Below are 16,857 nucleotides of genomic sequence, written 5' to 3'. Positions count from 1 at the left end.
TGACTTGTATTTTAGGACAACTAACCCACCATAACTTTATTATGTAAACAGATCAGACACTTGGTAATATTCCTTCTAGCATTCTCTATCCAATTATATAAGTAAAAAAGCCTGTTTAAGCTCCACACTTAAAACAGACTTTTCCTACTTTTTATTTTAAAAACACATAACAAAAAGTTTGATTTTTGACTTAACACATCACTTCTATTGTAAATCCACCAGGTGCTTCAACGTAAAACGTATACGCATGGGCATGCTTAGGAGGCTCGACCAAAAATCCATCTTCCTTCAATCTTTGATTTATCTTATCTACTTGTTCTTCACTTTCTTGTGGAAATCCTACATGAAATGTTTTTGGATACTGAACTTCTTTTCCTTTCATTAACGTTAGTATAAATCCATCATTATCACGCATAACTGTAAAGGCATTCCCCCTTGTTCCACTACAAATTAAACCAAAATACCTCTCTAAAAACTCTCTAGCTGCTGTTACATCTGTAACTGTTAAATTAAGATGTTTAATTCCCAATCCTTCACCTTCTTTCTCAATTTTCTAATATTTTATCATATAAAGTGAAACTTGAATCAATGGGGTTTTGTTCATCCCCCACTGATTATTAGCCTTCACCAATCGGGCATTTACGGGCAGTAGATCCCCTACCTAACTTCTTTGCTTCCGCTGAATTTTGAGGTGGGGGTCTTACTGCCCACAAATAGCGTGACAAATAAAAAACACGCCTTTCACAGCGTGTTTCATTGCTTTACATACACTTCAACAATCGGATTCTCTTTATTATCCGCATGCAAGCGTATATTCTCTTCACCTGTATTATAAATACTAGCTAATAACATTATCGTTAACACATTAGGTGTCTTCGCATCACTTCCGTATTTGCTCTCAAGCGCTTCCTTATATTCAAAATCTAAATCCCCCTGCACATATGTATACACTTCAAAACCATCTTCTAAATTGCAAACTACTGTATCAATAATATCTGCCCCTACTTGCTTCTTCATTTCCTCTCGTAACGCTTCAATAAAATCTTCCCATGGTACTTCGTATGTCTGAAACTGATCTGTAGATTTCATGCCTTTTCCTCCTTATATATCCTCTTCTTATATTTCCCCTTTCCTATAACAATTATGATAGATAGGGCATTCGTACAAGCCGCACTTGTCCCCCTTACATATCGTATTACTGTAATGCGGAAGGAGGAAAGAATATGCATAGACAAAAATGTTATGATACATGCCAACGTTATTTCGGAAAAGTTGTTCGGATTGAAGACCGTGATGGCCGTATACATTTAGGTAAAATAATCGATTTGACACAAAACTCTGTATGGATCGAACCGGTGCAACAGCGCTCATCTTTTGATTCAGGATTCGGATACTATGATGCTTATGCAAACGGTGGTTGTGACCTTTGCGGCGGCCTTAGCAGATGTGATAGTTGCGGATTTGGATGCGGTGGTGGATTCAGCAGTTGCGGATGTGGTGGCCGTGGTTGCGGTAGTTGTGGTGGCGGCGGCTGGGGTGGCGGCGGTTGTGGCTGGGGTGTTGAACTCGGATTTGGTTTCATCTTCGGAATTACATTAGCTGCATTATTTTTCATTTAACATAGTAAAGAGTTGACTACCTTTAGCCAACTCTTTTTCTTTATTTTTCACATATAAAAATACGATACCCTAAAATGTGTTGGTACATAAGCCGTACATTTTCATGCTGTACCCACGCCTCATATAACTCATTCGGAATATGTGAGGATACATTCCATTCTGGCTCTTCTACATAGCCAGAGATCGTTTCTGCAATCGTGCCACCGCCAGCAATTGTGATTCTTTTAAAATTTGCTTTCTGAAATAATTGTACCCACTCATTCTCAGTTAATAGTTCTTTCATGCCATATAATTGGACGATTTTTTCTTCCTCACCCTTATCAATGTGCCTATCAATAATCATTTCAATGACAACAAGCTTACCATCCTGCTGTAATACACGATAACACTCCGAGATAACCCTTTCTTTGTCTGTAAAAGCGATGATTGATTCTCCAAGTACGAACTCAAATGAGTTATTCAAACACGGTAAATTCTCTATATTTCCTTCAATTAATTGTATATCTAACCCTTCAAACAACCATCTATCTTTTGCCTTTTGAATCATAATTTCATTCTTTTCAACCGTTGTTACTTTATAACCAAATTCCCTTGTCATATACGCTGCTGTTTTCCCCGTACCGCAACCTATCTCAAGGACATTCGCTCCATATTTAAAAGGCAGGTGTGCTAACAATTGTTTTGTTAACGTAAAGCCACCAGGATGAGCACTTCCTATTCCGTAATAAGCTAGGAAATCGATGTATGTGTTTCGCTTCATGGGATTCTCCTTCAAGTTTTCTATAATACATATATTCATCCAGAAAAAAATAGTGCACAGAAAAAAAGCATTTTCAAGTGCAATGTTGCAACTTGAAAACGCTTTTTCCTTTTACTATTTCTCTTCTACATACGCCCATTTGAAACTATATTCCGGACTAATATTATGTTTCACAATTCCCTTTACATTTGGTTTCATAACATACGATCTACCACTTTGATATAAAGGTACGAGCGCTACATCTTCTTCAAGTAACAATTTTTCTGCTTTCCCTAACTCTGTCCAACGTTTTTTTGCATCAGCCATCCATTCCGTCTTACTTTTATTAATAATGTCATCATATTTTGAATTTGAGTAGCTCATCTGGTTCTGCGAATTTTTTGTCTCAAACATATCAAGATATGTCATCGGATCCGCATAATCTGGATTCCAGCCGCCATATGAGAAATCATAATCTTGGTCTGATTCTAATTTTAGCTTTTGCTTAAATGGCTGAAGTTTAATATTTACTGTTACACCCTTTAAATTCTTTTCAACTTGATCTTTTACATACTCCCCAACTTTTTTCGCATTACCAGTATCATAATTTAATAGCTCTATTGTTACTTGATCTTTTCCAAGTTCTTTTTTCGCTTCTTCCCAGGCTGCCGCTGCCTTTTTAGAGTCTTGTTTTAAACCATTTTTAAACGTTTCTGCGAAATCTTTACCGTCTGGTCCAGCTGCTAAACCTTTTGGTACTAAATAATCCACTGGTTTTGAGCCATCATTTAAAATGACATTCGTTAAAGCTTTCTTATCAATTGATAAAGCAATTGCTTCACGTAATTTTTTGCTCTTTAACGGTGTATCTTGCCCACCTCGTTTTTGATTTAAACGTAAGTAAAACGTACTTGTTTCTGAATATGCTCCAAACTCCTCTTTATTGTTTCTATATTTATCAACAAATTCTCCTGATAAAAGTGCGAAATCAATTGCACCTGTATCATATAAATTTACTCTAGTAGCCCCTTCTTTTACTACACTATAATTGATTTCATCCAGTTTCACTGTCTTTTTATCCCAATACTGATCATTTTTCTTTAATTTCCATCCTTGCTCATGCTTCCAATCAGTAAGTACAAACGGTCCATTATAAACTGTCGTATCAGACTCTAAACCGTATTTATCTCCTTTTTCTTTTACGAACTTTTCATTTAATGGATAGTATGACGCGAATGCCATTAAATTTAAGAAATATGGTACTGGTCTTTCTAATTCGACTTCAAGTGTATAATCATCTACTGCTTTTACACCTAATGTAGAAACTTCTGCTTTCCCTTGATTTATTGCCTCTGCATTTTTAAGATAGTAAGCAATAAACGCATACTCAGCAGCTGTTTTTGGATCTACTAGACGTTGCCATGCAAATACGAAATCTTTCGCTGTTACAGGGTCACCGTTTGACCATTTTGCATCTTTTCGTAATTTGAATGTATATTTTTTGCCATCCTCGCTTTTCGTACTAGATTCTGCCGCTGCTGGAATTGGCTTGTTATCTTTATCTAGACGATATAACCCTTCCATCGTGTTTCCTAAAATTTGAGAACCTAACGTATCTGTATTTTTAGAAGTATCCATCGTCGGAATTTCATTCGTTTCTGTACGATTCATTACTTGCTTTGCCGCATATTTAATATCGGATTTTTTCTCTTCCCCACCACTATTAGACGTCGTAGTCGTTTTCTTCTCCCCACCAGAAGATCCAGAACATGCTGTTAACGCCACACTCATTGCTAATACTGGCGCTACAACCGCCGTAAACTTTTTCATCTTTTTCTTCATTTTTGTACCCTCCCCAATTATATGTACGAAACTAACTTTGAGAGATTTCTATTTTAAATTATCAGAAAATTATCACTAATTATTATTCTACTAATTTTTCTCGAATTGTAAAGTATTTTTAATAATATTCATAATAATTAATTCATTTACTTCAATAACAATCTATTACTACTATACGAATTCTCCCACATCTACTATATGTAAGTACCACTTTTCTTATTCTTCTCTATTTAATTCAATAGTAAAAGAGCGTTCTAAAAATCATTTATCTACCTTTAAAACGCTCTTTTTTATTATTTCCCTTCCGTTACATAAGCCCACTTAAAGCTATATTCTGGACTAATATTGTGTTTCACAATTCCTTTAACATTCGGTTTCATTACATACGCTCTTCCTGTTTGATATAAAGGAACTAACCCAGCATCTTCTTCAAGGAATAGTTTTTCAGCTTTCCCTAACGTTTCCCAACGCTTCTTCGCATCACCCATTAATTCATTACCTGCTTTTGATACCATATCATCATATTTGGCATTTGAGTAACTCATTTGGTTATATGGGCTCTTCGACTCGAACATATCAATAAACGTCATTGGATCCGCGTAGTCTGGACTCCAACCTGCATAAGAGATTTCATAATCTTGTGCAGTCTCTAATTTTAATTTTTGTTTAAACGGCTGAATCTTTGTATTAATCGTTACACCTTTTAAGTTTTTCTCAATTTGATCTTTAACATAATCAGCAATCTTTTTCGCAGTTCCATCATCATAACTTAGTAATTCAATTGTCACTTGATCTTTTCCAAGTTCTTTTTTCGCTGCTTCCCAAGCTGCTGCACCTTTTTTCGGATCATATTTCAAACCATTTTTAAATGTATCTTGGTAATCTTTACCATCTGGTCCTGTCGCAAGTCCTTTTGGAACCAATTGATCAGTTGCTTTTGATCCATTATTTAAAATTACATTTGCCAATCCTTTTTTATCAACTGATAAAGCAATTGCTTCACGAAGTTTTTTACTCTTTAACGGTGTATCTTGTCCGTTACGCTTTTGATTTAAACGTAAGAAGAATGTACTTGCTTCTGAATACTCACCGTACTCATCTTTGTTCGATTTATATTTATCTACAAATTCTCCTGATAGTAATGTAAAGTCAATTGATCCTGTATCATATAAGTTTACTTTCGTCGCAACTTCTTTTACTACACTATAATTAATTTCTTCTAATTTCACAGTTTTATTATCCCAATATTTATCATTTTTCTTTAGCTGCCATCCTTGTTCATGTTTCCATGAAGCCATAACGAATGGCCCGTTATACACTGTCGTGTCAGCTTCTAAACCGTATTTATCTCCTTTTTCTTTTACGAATTTTTCATTTAGCGGATAGTATGACGGGAATGCTAATAAGTTTAAGAAATACGGTACTGGTTTTTCTAATTCTACTTCTAGCGTATAATCATCTAACGCTTTTGCGCCTAATTCTGTTACAGGTTTTTCACCTTTATTAATTGCCTCTGCATTTTTAATATAGTAGGCAATAAACGCATATTCTGCCGCTGTATTTTTATCAAGTAAGCGCTGCCATGCGAATACGAAATCTTTCGCTGTTACAGGATCACCATTTGACCATTTTGCATCTTTACGTAGTTTAAATGTATATTTTTTGCCATCCTCGCTTTTCGTACTAGATTCTGCCGCAGCCGGGATTGGCTTATTATCTTTATCAAGACGATATAATCCTTCCATCGTGTTTCCTAAAATTTGTGCCCCTAACGTATCTGTAGACTTAGAAGTATCCATTGTCGGAATTTCTTGATTCTCTGTACGATTTAACACTTGCTTCGCTGCATATTTAATATCAGACTTTTTATCTTCCCCACCACTAGACGTCGTAGTTGTTTTCTTTTCTCCACCAGATCCAGAACACGCTGTCAACGCCATACTCATCGCTAAAACTGGCGCTACAACCGCCGTGAACTTTTTCATCTTTTTCTTCATTTTTGTACCCTCCCCCAATTATATGTACGAAACTCATTTTGAGAGATTTTCTGATAAATATTTATCAGAAAATTCTTATTAATTAATATTCTACTGTTTTTTCTAGTTTTGTAAAGTTATTTTTAAAATATTTAGAAAATTTATTTTACTTAACATTAACAGTCTGTTTTCTATGACCATACTACAGATATCCCCCATCTACTACCTTTCGTTTTTTCTCTACTCTTCCATTTTCGCATTGAATTGTACAATAAAAAAAGTGCTTCAAAGCAGGTAGACTGCTTTGAAGCACTTTCACAACTGTTATTATTTTTCAGTAACATATGCCCACTTATAGCTGTATTCTGGGCTAATATTATGCTTAACAACACCTTTTACATGCGGTTTCATAACATAAGATCTAGCACTTTGATATAAAGGTACAAGGGCTACATCTTCTTCAAGAAGTAATTTCTCTGCTTTTCCTAGCTCCTCCCAACGTTTCTTCGCATCAGTCATTAATTCCCCACCAGCTTTTTTAATTATTTCATCATATTTCTGATCAGAGAAACTCATTTGGTTATGAGAGTGCTTACTTTCAAACATATCTAAATATGTCATTGGATCCGCATAATCTGGGCTCCATCCACCATATGAAATATCATAATCTTGATCTGATTCTAATTTAAGTTTTTGTTTAAACGGTTGAAGTTTAATATTTACTGTTACACCTTTTAAGTTTTTCTCAATTTGATCTTTTACATATTCCCCAACTTTTTTCGCATTACCAGTATCATAGTTTAAAAACTCAATTGTAACTTGATCTTTTCCAAGTTCTTTTTTCGCTTCTTCCCATGCAGCAGCTGCTTTTTTCGCATCTGGTTTAATGCCGTTTTTAAACGTTCCTTGGAAGTCTTTCCCATCAGGTCCAGCTGCTAAGCCTTTCGGCACTAAATAATCTGCAGGTTTTGATCCATCATTTAAAATAACATTTGTTAAATTCTTTTTATCAATTGATAGGGCAATTGCTTCACGTAATTTTTTACTCTTTAATGGTGTATCTTGTCCACCACGTTTTTGGTTTAAACGTATAAAGAACGTACTTGGTTCGTTATACACCCCATATTCCTCTTTATTATTTCTAAATTTATCAACAAATTCACCTGTTAATAAAGCGAAATCAATTTGACCACTATCATATAAATTCACATTAGTTGCTGGCTCTTTTACAACACTATAGTTAATTTCATCTAATTTTACAGTCTTTTTATCCCAATATTGATCATTCTTCTTCAGTTTCCAACCTTGCTCATGCTTCCAATCAGTAAGAACGAACGGTCCATTATATACAGTTGTATCAGATTCTAAACCGTATTTATCCCCTTTTTCTTTTACGAATTTCTCATTTAATGGATAGTACGATGGGAATGCTACTAAATTCAAGAAGTATGGTACTGCTTGTTCTAATTCAACTTCTAACGTATAATCGTCTACTGCCTTAACCCCTAGTTCAGTTACAGGTTTTTCTCCTTTATTAATTACTTCTGCATTTTTAATTGGGAATGCGATAAATGCATACTCAGCAGCTGTTTTTGGATCTAATAAACGTTGCCATGCAAATACGAAATCTTTCGCTGTTACAGGATCACCATTTGACCATTTTGCATCTTTACGTAATTTAAATGTATATTTTTTACCATCCTCACTCTTCGTACTTGATTCTGCCGCAGCTGGGATTGGTTTATTCTCTTTATCTAAACGGTATAAGCCTTCCATTGTATTCCCTAAAATTTGAGAACCCAAAGTATCTGTACTCTTTGAAGTATCCATTGTTGGAATTTCCTGATTTTCTGTTTTATTGAACACTTGTTTCGCTGCTAATTTCCCCTCTGATTTGCTATCTCCGCCAGAGCTAGAATTTGTACTTGTCTTCTTATCTCCACCTGATGTAGAACATGCTGTTAATGCCATACTCATTGCTAAAACTGGTGCTACAACTGCTGTTAGTTTTTTCATTTTTTTCTTTTTCACTTTCTGTACCCTCCCTAATTCTTAACGCTCTCACTTAAGAATTTTCTGATAATTCTGTTTTTCTTTATATATTTATCAGAAGATTCTTATTAACTATTATTCTACTAATTTTTTGAGTTTTGTAAAGTGTTATTATTGAAAATTTTTAAAAAATTATTTTTTTACAGTAATATTCATAAAAATTCCATAACCTTTCGAAACACTATACCTCATGGAATTCTATGTATTGATTTAATAGTCTTTATATCCCTCCGCTATAAAACACTTGTAAATTATTGTTAATAAATAATGTATATCGTAACAAACCTCTTTTCTACAAAAATAAAAAATCAGCAAAGCTGACTTTTTTACCCGGCTATTTTTTCTCTTTTCATCTCCTCTATTACTCTCGTATACTTCTCATCATCAAATTCATTTTCACTTTTTGCAACAACTACAGTCGCAATACCGTTACCAATTAAATTAACGATAGCACGTGCCTCTGACATGAAACGATCTACACCAAGTAATAGCGCTAACCCTTCTAACGGGATAACATTCATTGCAGACAACGTAGATGCTAATACAATAAATCCTCCACCTGTTACTGCTGCTGCTCCTTTAGATGTAACTAACAAAATAGCTATTATAGTTAATTGTTGACCTAGTGAAAGATCGACGTGAAAGACTTGAGCTAAAAATATAGTAGCCATCGATAAATAAATCGTTGTTCCATCTAAGTTAAAAGAATATCCCGTCGGAATGACTAAACCTACTACCGGCTTCGAACATCCGAAGTCTTCCATCTTTGTCATCATTCGCGGCAGTACTGATTCTGATGATGATGTCCCTAGAACAATGAGTAATTCTTCTTTAATATGCGCTAAATATTTCCACAAACTAAATTTATACAGTTTACAAATAAAATTTAAAACAATAAAAACAAATAATGCCATTGTCGCATATACACAAATCATTAATTTACCAAGTGGTATGAGTGTACTTAAACCATATTTACCAATTGTAAATGCCATTCCGCCGAATGCTCCAACCGGTGCTAACTTCATAACAATGGATAAAATATTAAAAAATACTTTCGATAATCTTTCAAAAAAGTCAATAATCGGTTGTCCATTTTTCCCTAACATCGTTAACCCTGCGCCGAATAAAATGGAGAAAAATAACACTTGTAAAATATCACCTTTTGCAAATGCTTCAAACATGTTAGACGGCACAATATGTAAAAAGAAATCCATCCATTTCATTTCTTGCCCGCTTTGTACATATTGTGAAACATCTCCGCCTTTTAGTTTTGAGGGATCTAATCCATCTCCTGGACGTACAACATTCGCTACGATGATACCAATAATTAAAGCCGCTGTTGTAACAATTTCAAAATATAATAGTGCCTTCCCACCAACACGGCCTACCTTTTTCATACTTCCCATACTTGCAATACCGAGCACAATCGTTAAAAAGATAATCGGTGCAATAACCATTTTAATCATATTGATGAATGTTTCACCAATTGGCTTCATTTGTTGTCCAACACTCGGCCAAATTGCTCCTACTGCAATACCACAAATAATTGCCACGATAACTTGGAATGTTAAATTCTTTACAATTCTCATTTTTAATACTCCCCTGTTTTTTCATTTCTCCCAAACTATTATAATTAATACCATTTATTCTATGTAATAGCCCCCTTGCTATCTAACTTGAACCTTAACATTAGGTTACACTATTATCTCTAATTTTAAAATAGTATATAACATTCAAGAGTAAACGACATACTATTTAACATAATAAAAAAGCAGACGTTTCGCCTGCTTCAATTCTCCTCAATTTGCTTTTCACTTAACCCTAGATGTGTTCTAAGAGTATTACTCAAACTCTGTAGATCTTTTTTATTAGGATTATAATAATATACACGTTGCCCATTTGGACCATTAGGTAAATATAAATCATCACCAGCTAGTTGTATTTTTTCAACTGAACCGTTTAAACCGTATTTATAAAAAGATAAAATATCATCCATTACTAAGTTTGTTTTAAAATCGCCGTCAACCGCCTCAACCATTTTTTCTAGCTTCGTAATCGAGCCTACACTTTTTAATTTACTTAAAATCGATTCAATAACAAGTTGTTGCCTCTGACCTCTCATTGCATCACTATCAATATGGCGCGTTCTTGCTAGTGCAAGTGCTTCTTCCCCATTTAATTTTTGCAATCCTTTTTTCAAATGAATCGCATCAGGTTCATCTTTACTATTTTGCTCCGTAAATTCAACTGGGACATCTACTTCAATACCATCTAACCCATCAACAATTTTAGTAAAGGAACCAAAATTAAATTTCACAAAATAATCAACAGGAACCTGTAACAATTTTTCTACCGCTTCTACAGAAGCTTGTGGTCCTCCATCTTTACCATTTTTAACGAAACCACTTCCATATGCATGGGTGATTTTATCTTTTTTCTTTTCAACTGGAACATATGTATATGTATCACGCGGTATGCTCGTTAATTTCACTGTTTTATCGTCTTTATTAAAAGTCGCTAACAATAATGCATCTGTATGAAATGCACCATTATACTCCTTTTGTCGTTCTTGATTTTCATCAATTCCCATAATTAAAAGTGAAACATGATTTGCAATTGGCTTTACAGATTTCTCACGTAAATTAGATTTTTCACCTCGTGCTAAATTCAAATTAGATTTTTGTACGAGACTAGAAGTTTTCATATATACATAGGCTCCATAGCCAATTCCACCAAATAGCAATACCGCTAGTAGTAAACTTATTATCGTTTTCTTTTTATATTTTTGCTTGTTTTTCTCTTCTCTTAAAGATGAATGATTCCCCATTTACTCTCCTCCTGTTTCTATTCATCCAATATGTTTTTCATTCTTTCATATTTAGCGCTATCCTTTTGAAACATACTTTCTTTCAATCCCTTATCTATTTGTATCCATTCAGTCGTAAGTGAATATTGAATCAAGCCTTCTTGAAAACTAAGAAATTTCAATATAATCCCTGTATTTTTCTCCACAACCATTTCGAATTTCCCTCTTATATCTTCAGAGGTGCTAACAGGCATCTCTATATTGATGACTCCTTCAATTTTGTAACAATCTAATCCAAGATATTTCGTTTCTTTATAATTCCAATCTTTATATCGAATTAACAAATCTGCGAATTCTGATTGAATACTATATTTAGCTAGTCCTACATATTCATCATCATATCGCTTTTTTTCACCTGATTTTCTCAATAACCTTTCCGTAGGATTTAATTTTAATAGTTCATTGTTTCTTTCTTTCGGGTTCCATTTTGTCTCTTTATAGGTATACTTCTCATCATCAAACTCTTTTTTCTTGCCCTCGTTATATATAATTGTTCGTTTTTTCGCTAGTTTATCTTCTTTCGAAGAGATACCTCTTTGTTTTTCCGTATCAATCGCATACTTATATGTTGTAGCAATTCTTGATGAGCTAGAATATTCCTCAAATTGTCCTGAAATATTTTTAAAATAATCAATAGAATCTAGCATCTTTTGATGAATCTTTTCTTTATCTGGATAATGTACATTCGATTTTATTTCTTCTTCATTTTCATAATCAGAAAGCGCTTTTTTCTTTACATATTCAAATACTCCACCGTTTTGCGCAAAACTTTGGATAGAAAACTCAGACATAGATACCACTGAAAGTATACAAACCGCTGCACTAATTATCATCATATGAATTTTGTAACTCTTCTTTTTTACCTGAAGATTATGTAGTGTGCCATTAATCTTTTCATTTAACTCTGGAGGTACTATAACATTTTCATCTTTTATTCTCTTTTTTAATTTCTCATCAAATAATTTTTCATTATCCACCCTTCCCCCCCCTATTCCATCTTTAATTGTTTTTGTAGTTGTTCCCTCGCGCGTGACAATCTTGATTTCACTGTTCCTTTCGGTATTTCTAACAGCTTTGCTATACTCTCTTGATTCATATCTTCATAATAATAAAGCACCGTAACAGCTCTTAATTCTTCATGTAACGATTGAATCGCATTACACAAATCTATATCTTCATACTGATCACACGCACTCATATTGTAATCATTCTCTTCTGTCACAATTACATTTTTATACGCTCTAATAATATTGTTACACTCATTTATTAGTATTCGAATTAACCAAGTTTGAAAAAATTCTTCTTTTTTTAATTTTTTTATATTTTCATAGGCCTTTAAAATTGTTGTCTGTATCGCATCCTCTATATTTGTCTCATCACGTAACATCGCCTTTGCTATTCGATACATCTTCACTTTTTCTGTATGTATAAGCGCTATAAAGGCTTCATGATCACCTTTTTTCGCCAAAGAAACATCCGTTTCTTCTTTTATAATCATTTTATATAAAGGGATTACTTTCACCATTGCTCCTCCTGTTTCATCCTCACTTCATCACTTCCAATTTAACTTTACATGTATTAGACGTATGAACCTAGAAAAAGGTTCATTTTTTTGAATATTTTTGTAATTAAAAAGATAAATATCCTTTATAAGTGTTATGCGATAAACATACTAGTTTTAATTTACAAATAAAAAAGCCCACTTTCTAGTGGACTTTCTACTTTATAACGGTAAATCCCTCTTCTTAAACACTACAATTGCTACTATGAAAATACAAAGTGCTCCGGCAATTAACCCTATACTTACCGGCCATATATTATACGCTCCTTCAGCAATTTCTTTCGGACGAAACAGCGTGAATAATGATAGGTTTTTCATCCATTCTAACTTATCACTTAACTTCCCTACCATATCCAATACGAAAAATAAGATAGTTAAACTCGCTGAATAACTTAGTGCTTTTCTTTCGTCATTACATATACAAGAAAAGAAAAATGAATACGCACTAACGACTAAAAATATGAGCCCTCCGACTACATTTATCTTCAAAAATAATTCTTTATTTAAGTTATTATCTTGTAAAAACCATTCTGCACCTACTAACCCAGCTACATACGTAACAGATACAATAATCAGAAGTCCCAATATGAGAACAGTAGCTTGTGTAATAGCAATTTGCACTCTAGATACAGGTGTTGCTAGCAAGTATGCCATTGCTCCTTTATCTACATGACGAGCAATTAAATGTGTCGCAACTGTTACGCAAAAAATTGTTAAAATGATAATAAACAATAGACTATAGTATTCGCCCGCTAGAAAATCCATTACGTTTTGAATCGGACTTTCCATACCAACGATTTTTTTCACACTATCAGGCATGGCAGCTATTAATTCATTTAGCCCTTTCGCTGATACCATTGACGGGAATATCCAAATTAATAACCACAAATATAAAGCCGCGCCAGACGCATAACTCAAAATACTTTTTTGTGTTTCTTTCAAACTAGCTAAAAACAATTGCTTATTCATGCGTTACCCCTTCTTTCTTATCGTAATAATGCATAAATAAATGTTCTAAATCCATCGCTCTCGTTTGAAGTGCCGTTACATTATAGTTTGAAAGTGTTTGTAAAACAGTTTGATAATTTCCTTGTACAATGATAGATGCCTCTCTGCCTTTTACCGCTTCAAATTGCAAATTACACTTTGTAAGGGACTCAATCTCTTCTTGTGATGATACTGTTACATCTATCACCTGTCTTCTCATTCCTTGTAAATCGTGAATATTTTCAACCGTTACGAGTCGACCATCTTTAATAATAGCTACTCTGTCACAAGTTCTCTCAATTTCAGTAAAAATATGTGATGACATTAGGATTGTTTTTCCTCTTTGCTTTTCCTCTAATATTAAATCTATAAATACTTGTTGCATAAGTGGATCAAGTCCAGATGTTGGTTCATCTAAAATTAACACCTCTGGATCGTGCATAAATGCAGCGACTATCCCTACTTTTTGCTTCATTCCTTTAGACATTTTGCGAATCGGTGTTTTCACATCAAATTGCAGGCGCTCTATCAGTTCATCTCGTCTTTTCGTATCCTTTAACCCACGCATTCCTTGCATTAATTTTAAAAACTCTAATCCGTTCATTCCTTCAATAAAAGAAATTTCACCCGGTAAATAACCAACTTCCCTTTGAATTTTCGCTGCTTCATTCCAACAATCTAATCCAAAAATTGTCGCTTTACCAGCTGTCGGTTTTATAAATCCCATTAAATTACGAATCGTCGTTGATTTCCCGGCACCATTCGGTCCTAAATAACCAAATACTTCTCCCTTTTTTACATCAAATGTAATATGAAACAAACCTTTTCCATTCGAAAACTGTTTTGTGACATCTTGAACTGAAATCATAATTCCACCTCATTTTTTGAAATATTTAATATGTGATATTTCAAAAATATTGTACTCCTCATCTTTCATATTCGCAACAACTTTTTGAAATATTTATTAGTCCATATTTCAAAATTATTGTTTTCCATTATTTTTTCTTGTATATTTTAAGTGAGGTGATTGCATTGAACGGCTTTGAAAGAGTAAAAGAAAAGAAAAAGCGTGCCATTAAAGAAGCAGCATTCGTATTATTTTCAGAACGTGGATTTAATGAAGTGAAAATAGAACATATCGCAAAAGAAGCAAACGTTTCTCAAGTTACAATTTATAATCATTTCGGAAGTAAAGATGCTTTATTTAGGGAGCTTATACAAGAATTTATCATATCTGAATTTCAATATTATAAAGAGCTTGCAGAAGAAAAATTACCTTTTCATGATATGATGCAAAAAATGATTGTAAGAAAAATGAATACTGGCGGGTTATTTCAACCTGATATGTTATTACAAATGATGCAAAGGGACGAAGAACTCCGTAAGTTTATTTATAGTTATCAAAATGAAAAAATCCTGCCCTGGTATTTAGAAATATTAGAACAAGCTCAGCGCAAAAACGAAATTAATCCACACCTTACTAAAGAAATGATGTTACTTTACATTCAAATGTTTACTAAATTAGGTGATGATTTTGGGGCACAACTTCTTGAAGGAGATCGTGAAAAACATATACAAGATATCGTTACGATGTTCTTTTATGGACTCTCCGTCCCAGAAAAATAATTTTTCTAAAGAACAAATAGAATCACCAAAAAGCCCTTTGGATATTTAAATCGCAAGGGCTTTTTCATATCAAAAAATGACTAAAACTAACTTTATCTTAAAGAAGTTAAATGCTGCTTTATAGATAACACCTTATTATAGATTAACTCTTTTAGCATAACAGGCTGAATTGAGATAATCGTTTCACCGAAATTCAGAAAATAATTTGAAATAAAATCAAATTCTTGCTTGTTAAAATAGCCTGTTATAATGTAATTTTCATTTTCCTTTTGCATCCTCATGGAAGGATAATTCTCTTTATCAAAAATGTCCTTTCCTTTTTGATTAACAATGACGCTAAAATCAATTGCATCAGGCTTTCTGTGAAAAGTAGTAAGATAACTTAATAATTCTTCAAGATTTTTTGGATTAATATTGCTCGTTTCCACAATAGAAAGAATTTTATCACATCTAATTATTTGAACATTATTTGTCTCAAAATTAAAGATTTTAGCATACCACTGGCCAAATTTAGATTCTACTCGAATAAATTGGGCAACCAATGCTTGCTCCTCACCTTTTTTTAAATATGTTAAATGATAAACTCGCTCAGCAAAAATTCCCTGTAAAATTTCTTTTAAGAACGGACTAAAATTACTATGATTTGTTACTTCAAAGGAAAGCGTTCGTTCCATGATTGAAATATTTTTACTCACATTATCAGGTAATACATGTTTAAATTTATTTTCAAGCGCAATACTTTCTACATTAAATGGTTTTGTCTTGTATCCATTTAGCGTAAGAATTGAAAAGTATAACGCATACATTTCATCCACACTAAAATAAATTGGCGATAACACACTATTTTCTATAATTTTATAACTTCCATTTCTACCTAGTTCAGAATATATGGGTACACCTATTTCTTCCAATGATTGAATATCTCGCAACGCGGTACTTTTAGAAATATCATATCTAGCCATTAAATCTTTTAAATTAAAATATCTTTTATTATTTAAGAAAATAAGCATATCATTTATTCGTTCAGTTTTTTTCATATTTCCCTCCAAAAAAGGTGTCATGTATTGAAACCTTTTTAATCTATATTATAATTATCAACTAATAAAGGAGTTATATATTTATGACATTAGAAATAGCTATTTTTCTTTCAATGAATGGGCAAGCAAAGGAGGTGATTAACTTTTATACACGTCATTTAGAAGCCAAAAAGTTAATGATTGTTACGTATGAAGAACTGGCGAAAAGAGATAGTTCTTTTAAAATTACAAGTGAAAATAAAGATCATATTGCTCACTCTGTTTTACAAATTGGGAATACAAAGCTAATGATAGCAGAAGATACAATGAAGTCTAATGAACGTTATAACGTTGGAAATAACATGTCACTTTGCATTCAAAGCGCTAATTTAGAAGAAATACAAAGGTTTTATAATAATTTAATTTCCGATAAGCATGTGAAAATAATCTCTCCGCTAGAAAAAAATATATTTAGTGAAGCATATGGTATTATTGAAGATCCTTATGGCATACAAATCCAATTAATGTATGATAAACGACTAGACTAAATAATTAATCATATTCACATATTCC

General features: G+C 33.2%; 16 protein-coding genes. 3 read left to right on the top strand and 13 right to left on the bottom strand.

Features of this window, described 5'->3' with window-relative positions:
• Positions 1–190: 190 nt before the first annotated feature.
• Together C4S65_RS02825 and C4S65_RS02820 are read right to left on the bottom strand one after the other, a co-directional pair.
• Positions 191–529, bottom strand: a complete 339-nt coding sequence (locus C4S65_RS02825; RefSeq protein ID WP_061665768.1) for a VOC family protein — start codon at positions 527–529, stop codon at positions 191–193.
• Positions 530–753: 224 nt separating this feature from the next.
• Positions 754–1,089, bottom strand: coding sequence for a hypothetical protein (locus tag C4S65_RS02820; RefSeq protein ID WP_000842886.1), 336 nt, complete (start codon positions 1,087–1,089; stop codon positions 754–756).
• 134 nt (positions 1,090–1,223) lie between these two features.
• On the opposite strand from C4S65_RS02820, the gene C4S65_RS02815 reads away from it, so the two are divergent.
• The gene (locus C4S65_RS02815; RefSeq protein ID WP_000554969.1) at positions 1,224–1,619 is read left to right on the top strand and encodes a hypothetical protein; all 396 of its coding nucleotides are present in this window, start codon (positions 1,224–1,226) and stop codon (positions 1,617–1,619) included.
• Positions 1,620–1,659: 40 nt separating this feature from the next.
• Here the strand turns inward: C4S65_RS02815 and C4S65_RS02810 are convergent, their stop codons facing one another.
• The 10 genes from C4S65_RS02810 to C4S65_RS02765 all read right to left on the bottom strand — a co-directional run bounded on the left by C4S65_RS02810 (position 1,660) and on the right by C4S65_RS02765 (position 14,510).
• Complete coding sequence (locus C4S65_RS02810; RefSeq protein ID WP_098838345.1) at positions 1,660–2,379, bottom strand: class I SAM-dependent methyltransferase; 720 nt, start codon at positions 2,377–2,379, stop codon at positions 1,660–1,662.
• A 114-nt stretch (positions 2,380–2,493) separates the two neighbouring features.
• Positions 2,494–4,200: a peptide ABC transporter substrate-binding protein gene (locus C4S65_RS02805; RefSeq protein ID WP_000728480.1), complete on the bottom strand. Its 1,707-nt coding sequence runs from the start codon at positions 4,198–4,200 to the stop codon at positions 2,494–2,496.
• A gap of 293 nt (positions 4,201–4,493) precedes the next feature.
• Positions 4,494–6,197 (bottom strand): peptide ABC transporter substrate-binding protein, encoded by a 1,704-nt coding sequence (locus tag C4S65_RS02800; RefSeq protein ID WP_086407543.1) that lies wholly within the window; start codon positions 6,195–6,197, stop codon positions 4,494–4,496.
• 306 nt (positions 6,198–6,503) lie between these two features.
• A complete protein-coding gene (locus C4S65_RS02795; protein WP_000727527.1) occupies positions 6,504–8,207 on the bottom strand; it encodes a peptide ABC transporter substrate-binding protein in 1,704 nt (567 codons plus the stop codon).
• Between the two features lie 347 nt (positions 8,208–8,554).
• Complete coding sequence (locus tag C4S65_RS02790) at positions 8,555–9,817, bottom strand: dicarboxylate/amino acid:cation symporter (protein WP_001223627.1); 1,263 nt, start codon at positions 9,815–9,817, stop codon at positions 8,555–8,557.
• Between the two features lie 200 nt (positions 9,818–10,017).
• Positions 10,018–11,055, bottom strand: a complete 1,038-nt coding sequence (locus C4S65_RS02785; RefSeq protein ID WP_000526732.1) for an LCP family protein — start codon at positions 11,053–11,055, stop codon at positions 10,018–10,020.
• A 17-nt stretch (positions 11,056–11,072) separates the two neighbouring features.
• Complete coding sequence (locus C4S65_RS02780; RefSeq protein WP_086407544.1) at positions 11,073–12,071, bottom strand: anti-sigma factor; 999 nt, start codon at positions 12,069–12,071, stop codon at positions 11,073–11,075.
• 11 nt (positions 12,072–12,082) lie between these two features.
• A complete protein-coding gene (locus C4S65_RS02775) occupies positions 12,083–12,616 on the bottom strand; it encodes a sigma-70 family RNA polymerase sigma factor (RefSeq protein ID WP_086407652.1) in 534 nt (177 codons plus the stop codon).
• A 201-nt stretch (positions 12,617–12,817) separates the two neighbouring features.
• Positions 12,818–13,624 carry an ABC transporter permease subunit gene (locus C4S65_RS02770; RefSeq protein ID WP_001041433.1) on the bottom strand — a complete coding sequence of 269 codons (807 nt, stop codon included), beginning with the start codon at positions 13,622–13,624 and terminating at the stop codon, positions 12,818–12,820.
• Positions 13,617–14,510, bottom strand: a complete 894-nt coding sequence (locus tag C4S65_RS02765) for an ATP-binding cassette domain-containing protein (protein WP_061665774.1) — start codon at positions 14,508–14,510, stop codon at positions 13,617–13,619. The genes C4S65_RS02770 and C4S65_RS02765 overlap by 8 nt, the downstream gene beginning before the upstream one ends.
• 155 nt (positions 14,511–14,665) lie before the next feature.
• On the opposite strand from C4S65_RS02765, the gene C4S65_RS02760 reads away from it, so the two are divergent.
• Entirely contained in the window at positions 14,666–15,268 is a 603-nt protein-coding gene (locus C4S65_RS02760; protein ID WP_003291871.1) for a TetR/AcrR family transcriptional regulator, read from the top strand.
• A gap of 92 nt (positions 15,269–15,360) precedes the next feature.
• Here the strand turns inward: C4S65_RS02760 and C4S65_RS02755 are convergent, their stop codons facing one another.
• Positions 15,361–16,329 carry a WYL domain-containing protein gene (locus tag C4S65_RS02755; RefSeq protein WP_003307614.1) on the bottom strand — a complete coding sequence of 323 codons (969 nt, stop codon included), beginning with the start codon at positions 16,327–16,329 and terminating at the stop codon, positions 15,361–15,363.
• 59 nt (positions 16,330–16,388) lie between these two features.
• On the opposite strand from C4S65_RS02755, the gene C4S65_RS02750 reads away from it, so the two are divergent.
• Positions 16,389–16,832 carry a VOC family protein gene (locus tag C4S65_RS02750; protein ID WP_061665775.1) on the top strand — a complete coding sequence of 148 codons (444 nt, stop codon included), beginning with the start codon at positions 16,389–16,391 and terminating at the stop codon, positions 16,830–16,832.
• Positions 16,833–16,857: the final 25 nt, after the last annotated feature.

The organism is Bacillus sp. ok061, assembly GCF_900108285.1.
Taxonomy (GTDB): domain Bacteria; phylum Bacillota; class Bacilli; order Bacillales; family Bacillaceae_G; genus Bacillus_A; species Bacillus_A thuringiensis_S.
This window is presented reverse-complemented; position numbering and strand designations above follow the sequence as displayed.

Coding starts and splice junctions, on each gene's coding strand:
- C4S65_RS02755 (WP_003307614.1), bottom strand. CDS start 16,329: ATGACACCTTTTTTGGAGGGAAATATGAAAAAAACTGAACGAATAAAT.
- C4S65_RS02800 (WP_086407543.1), bottom strand. CDS start 6,197: ATGAAGAAAAAGATGAAAAAGTTCACGGCGGTTGTAGCGCCAGTTTTA.
- C4S65_RS02805 (WP_000728480.1), bottom strand. CDS start 4,200: ATGAAGAAAAAGATGAAAAAGTTTACGGCGGTTGTAGCGCCAGTATTA.
- C4S65_RS02765 (WP_061665774.1), bottom strand. CDS start 14,510: ATGATTTCAGTTCAAGATGTCACAAAACAGTTTTCGAATGGAAAAGGT.
- C4S65_RS02820 (WP_000842886.1), bottom strand. CDS start 1,089: ATGAAATCTACAGATCAGTTTCAGACATACGAAGTACCATGGGAAGAT.
- C4S65_RS02785 (WP_000526732.1), bottom strand. CDS start 11,055: ATGGGGAATCATTCATCTTTAAGAGAAGAGAAAAACAAGCAAAAATAT.
- C4S65_RS02770 (WP_001041433.1), bottom strand. CDS start 13,624: ATGAATAAGCAATTGTTTTTAGCTAGTTTGAAAGAAACACAAAAAAGT.
- C4S65_RS02815 (WP_000554969.1), top strand. CDS start 1,224: ATGCATAGACAAAAATGTTATGATACATGCCAACGTTATTTCGGAAAA.
- C4S65_RS02790 (WP_001223627.1), bottom strand. CDS start 9,817: ATGAGAATTGTAAAGAATTTAACATTCCAAGTTATCGTGGCAATTATT.
- C4S65_RS02810 (WP_098838345.1), bottom strand. CDS start 2,379: ATGAAGCGAAACACATACATCGATTTCCTAGCTTATTACGGAATAGGA.
- C4S65_RS02750 (WP_061665775.1), top strand. CDS start 16,389: ATGACATTAGAAATAGCTATTTTTCTTTCAATGAATGGGCAAGCAAAG.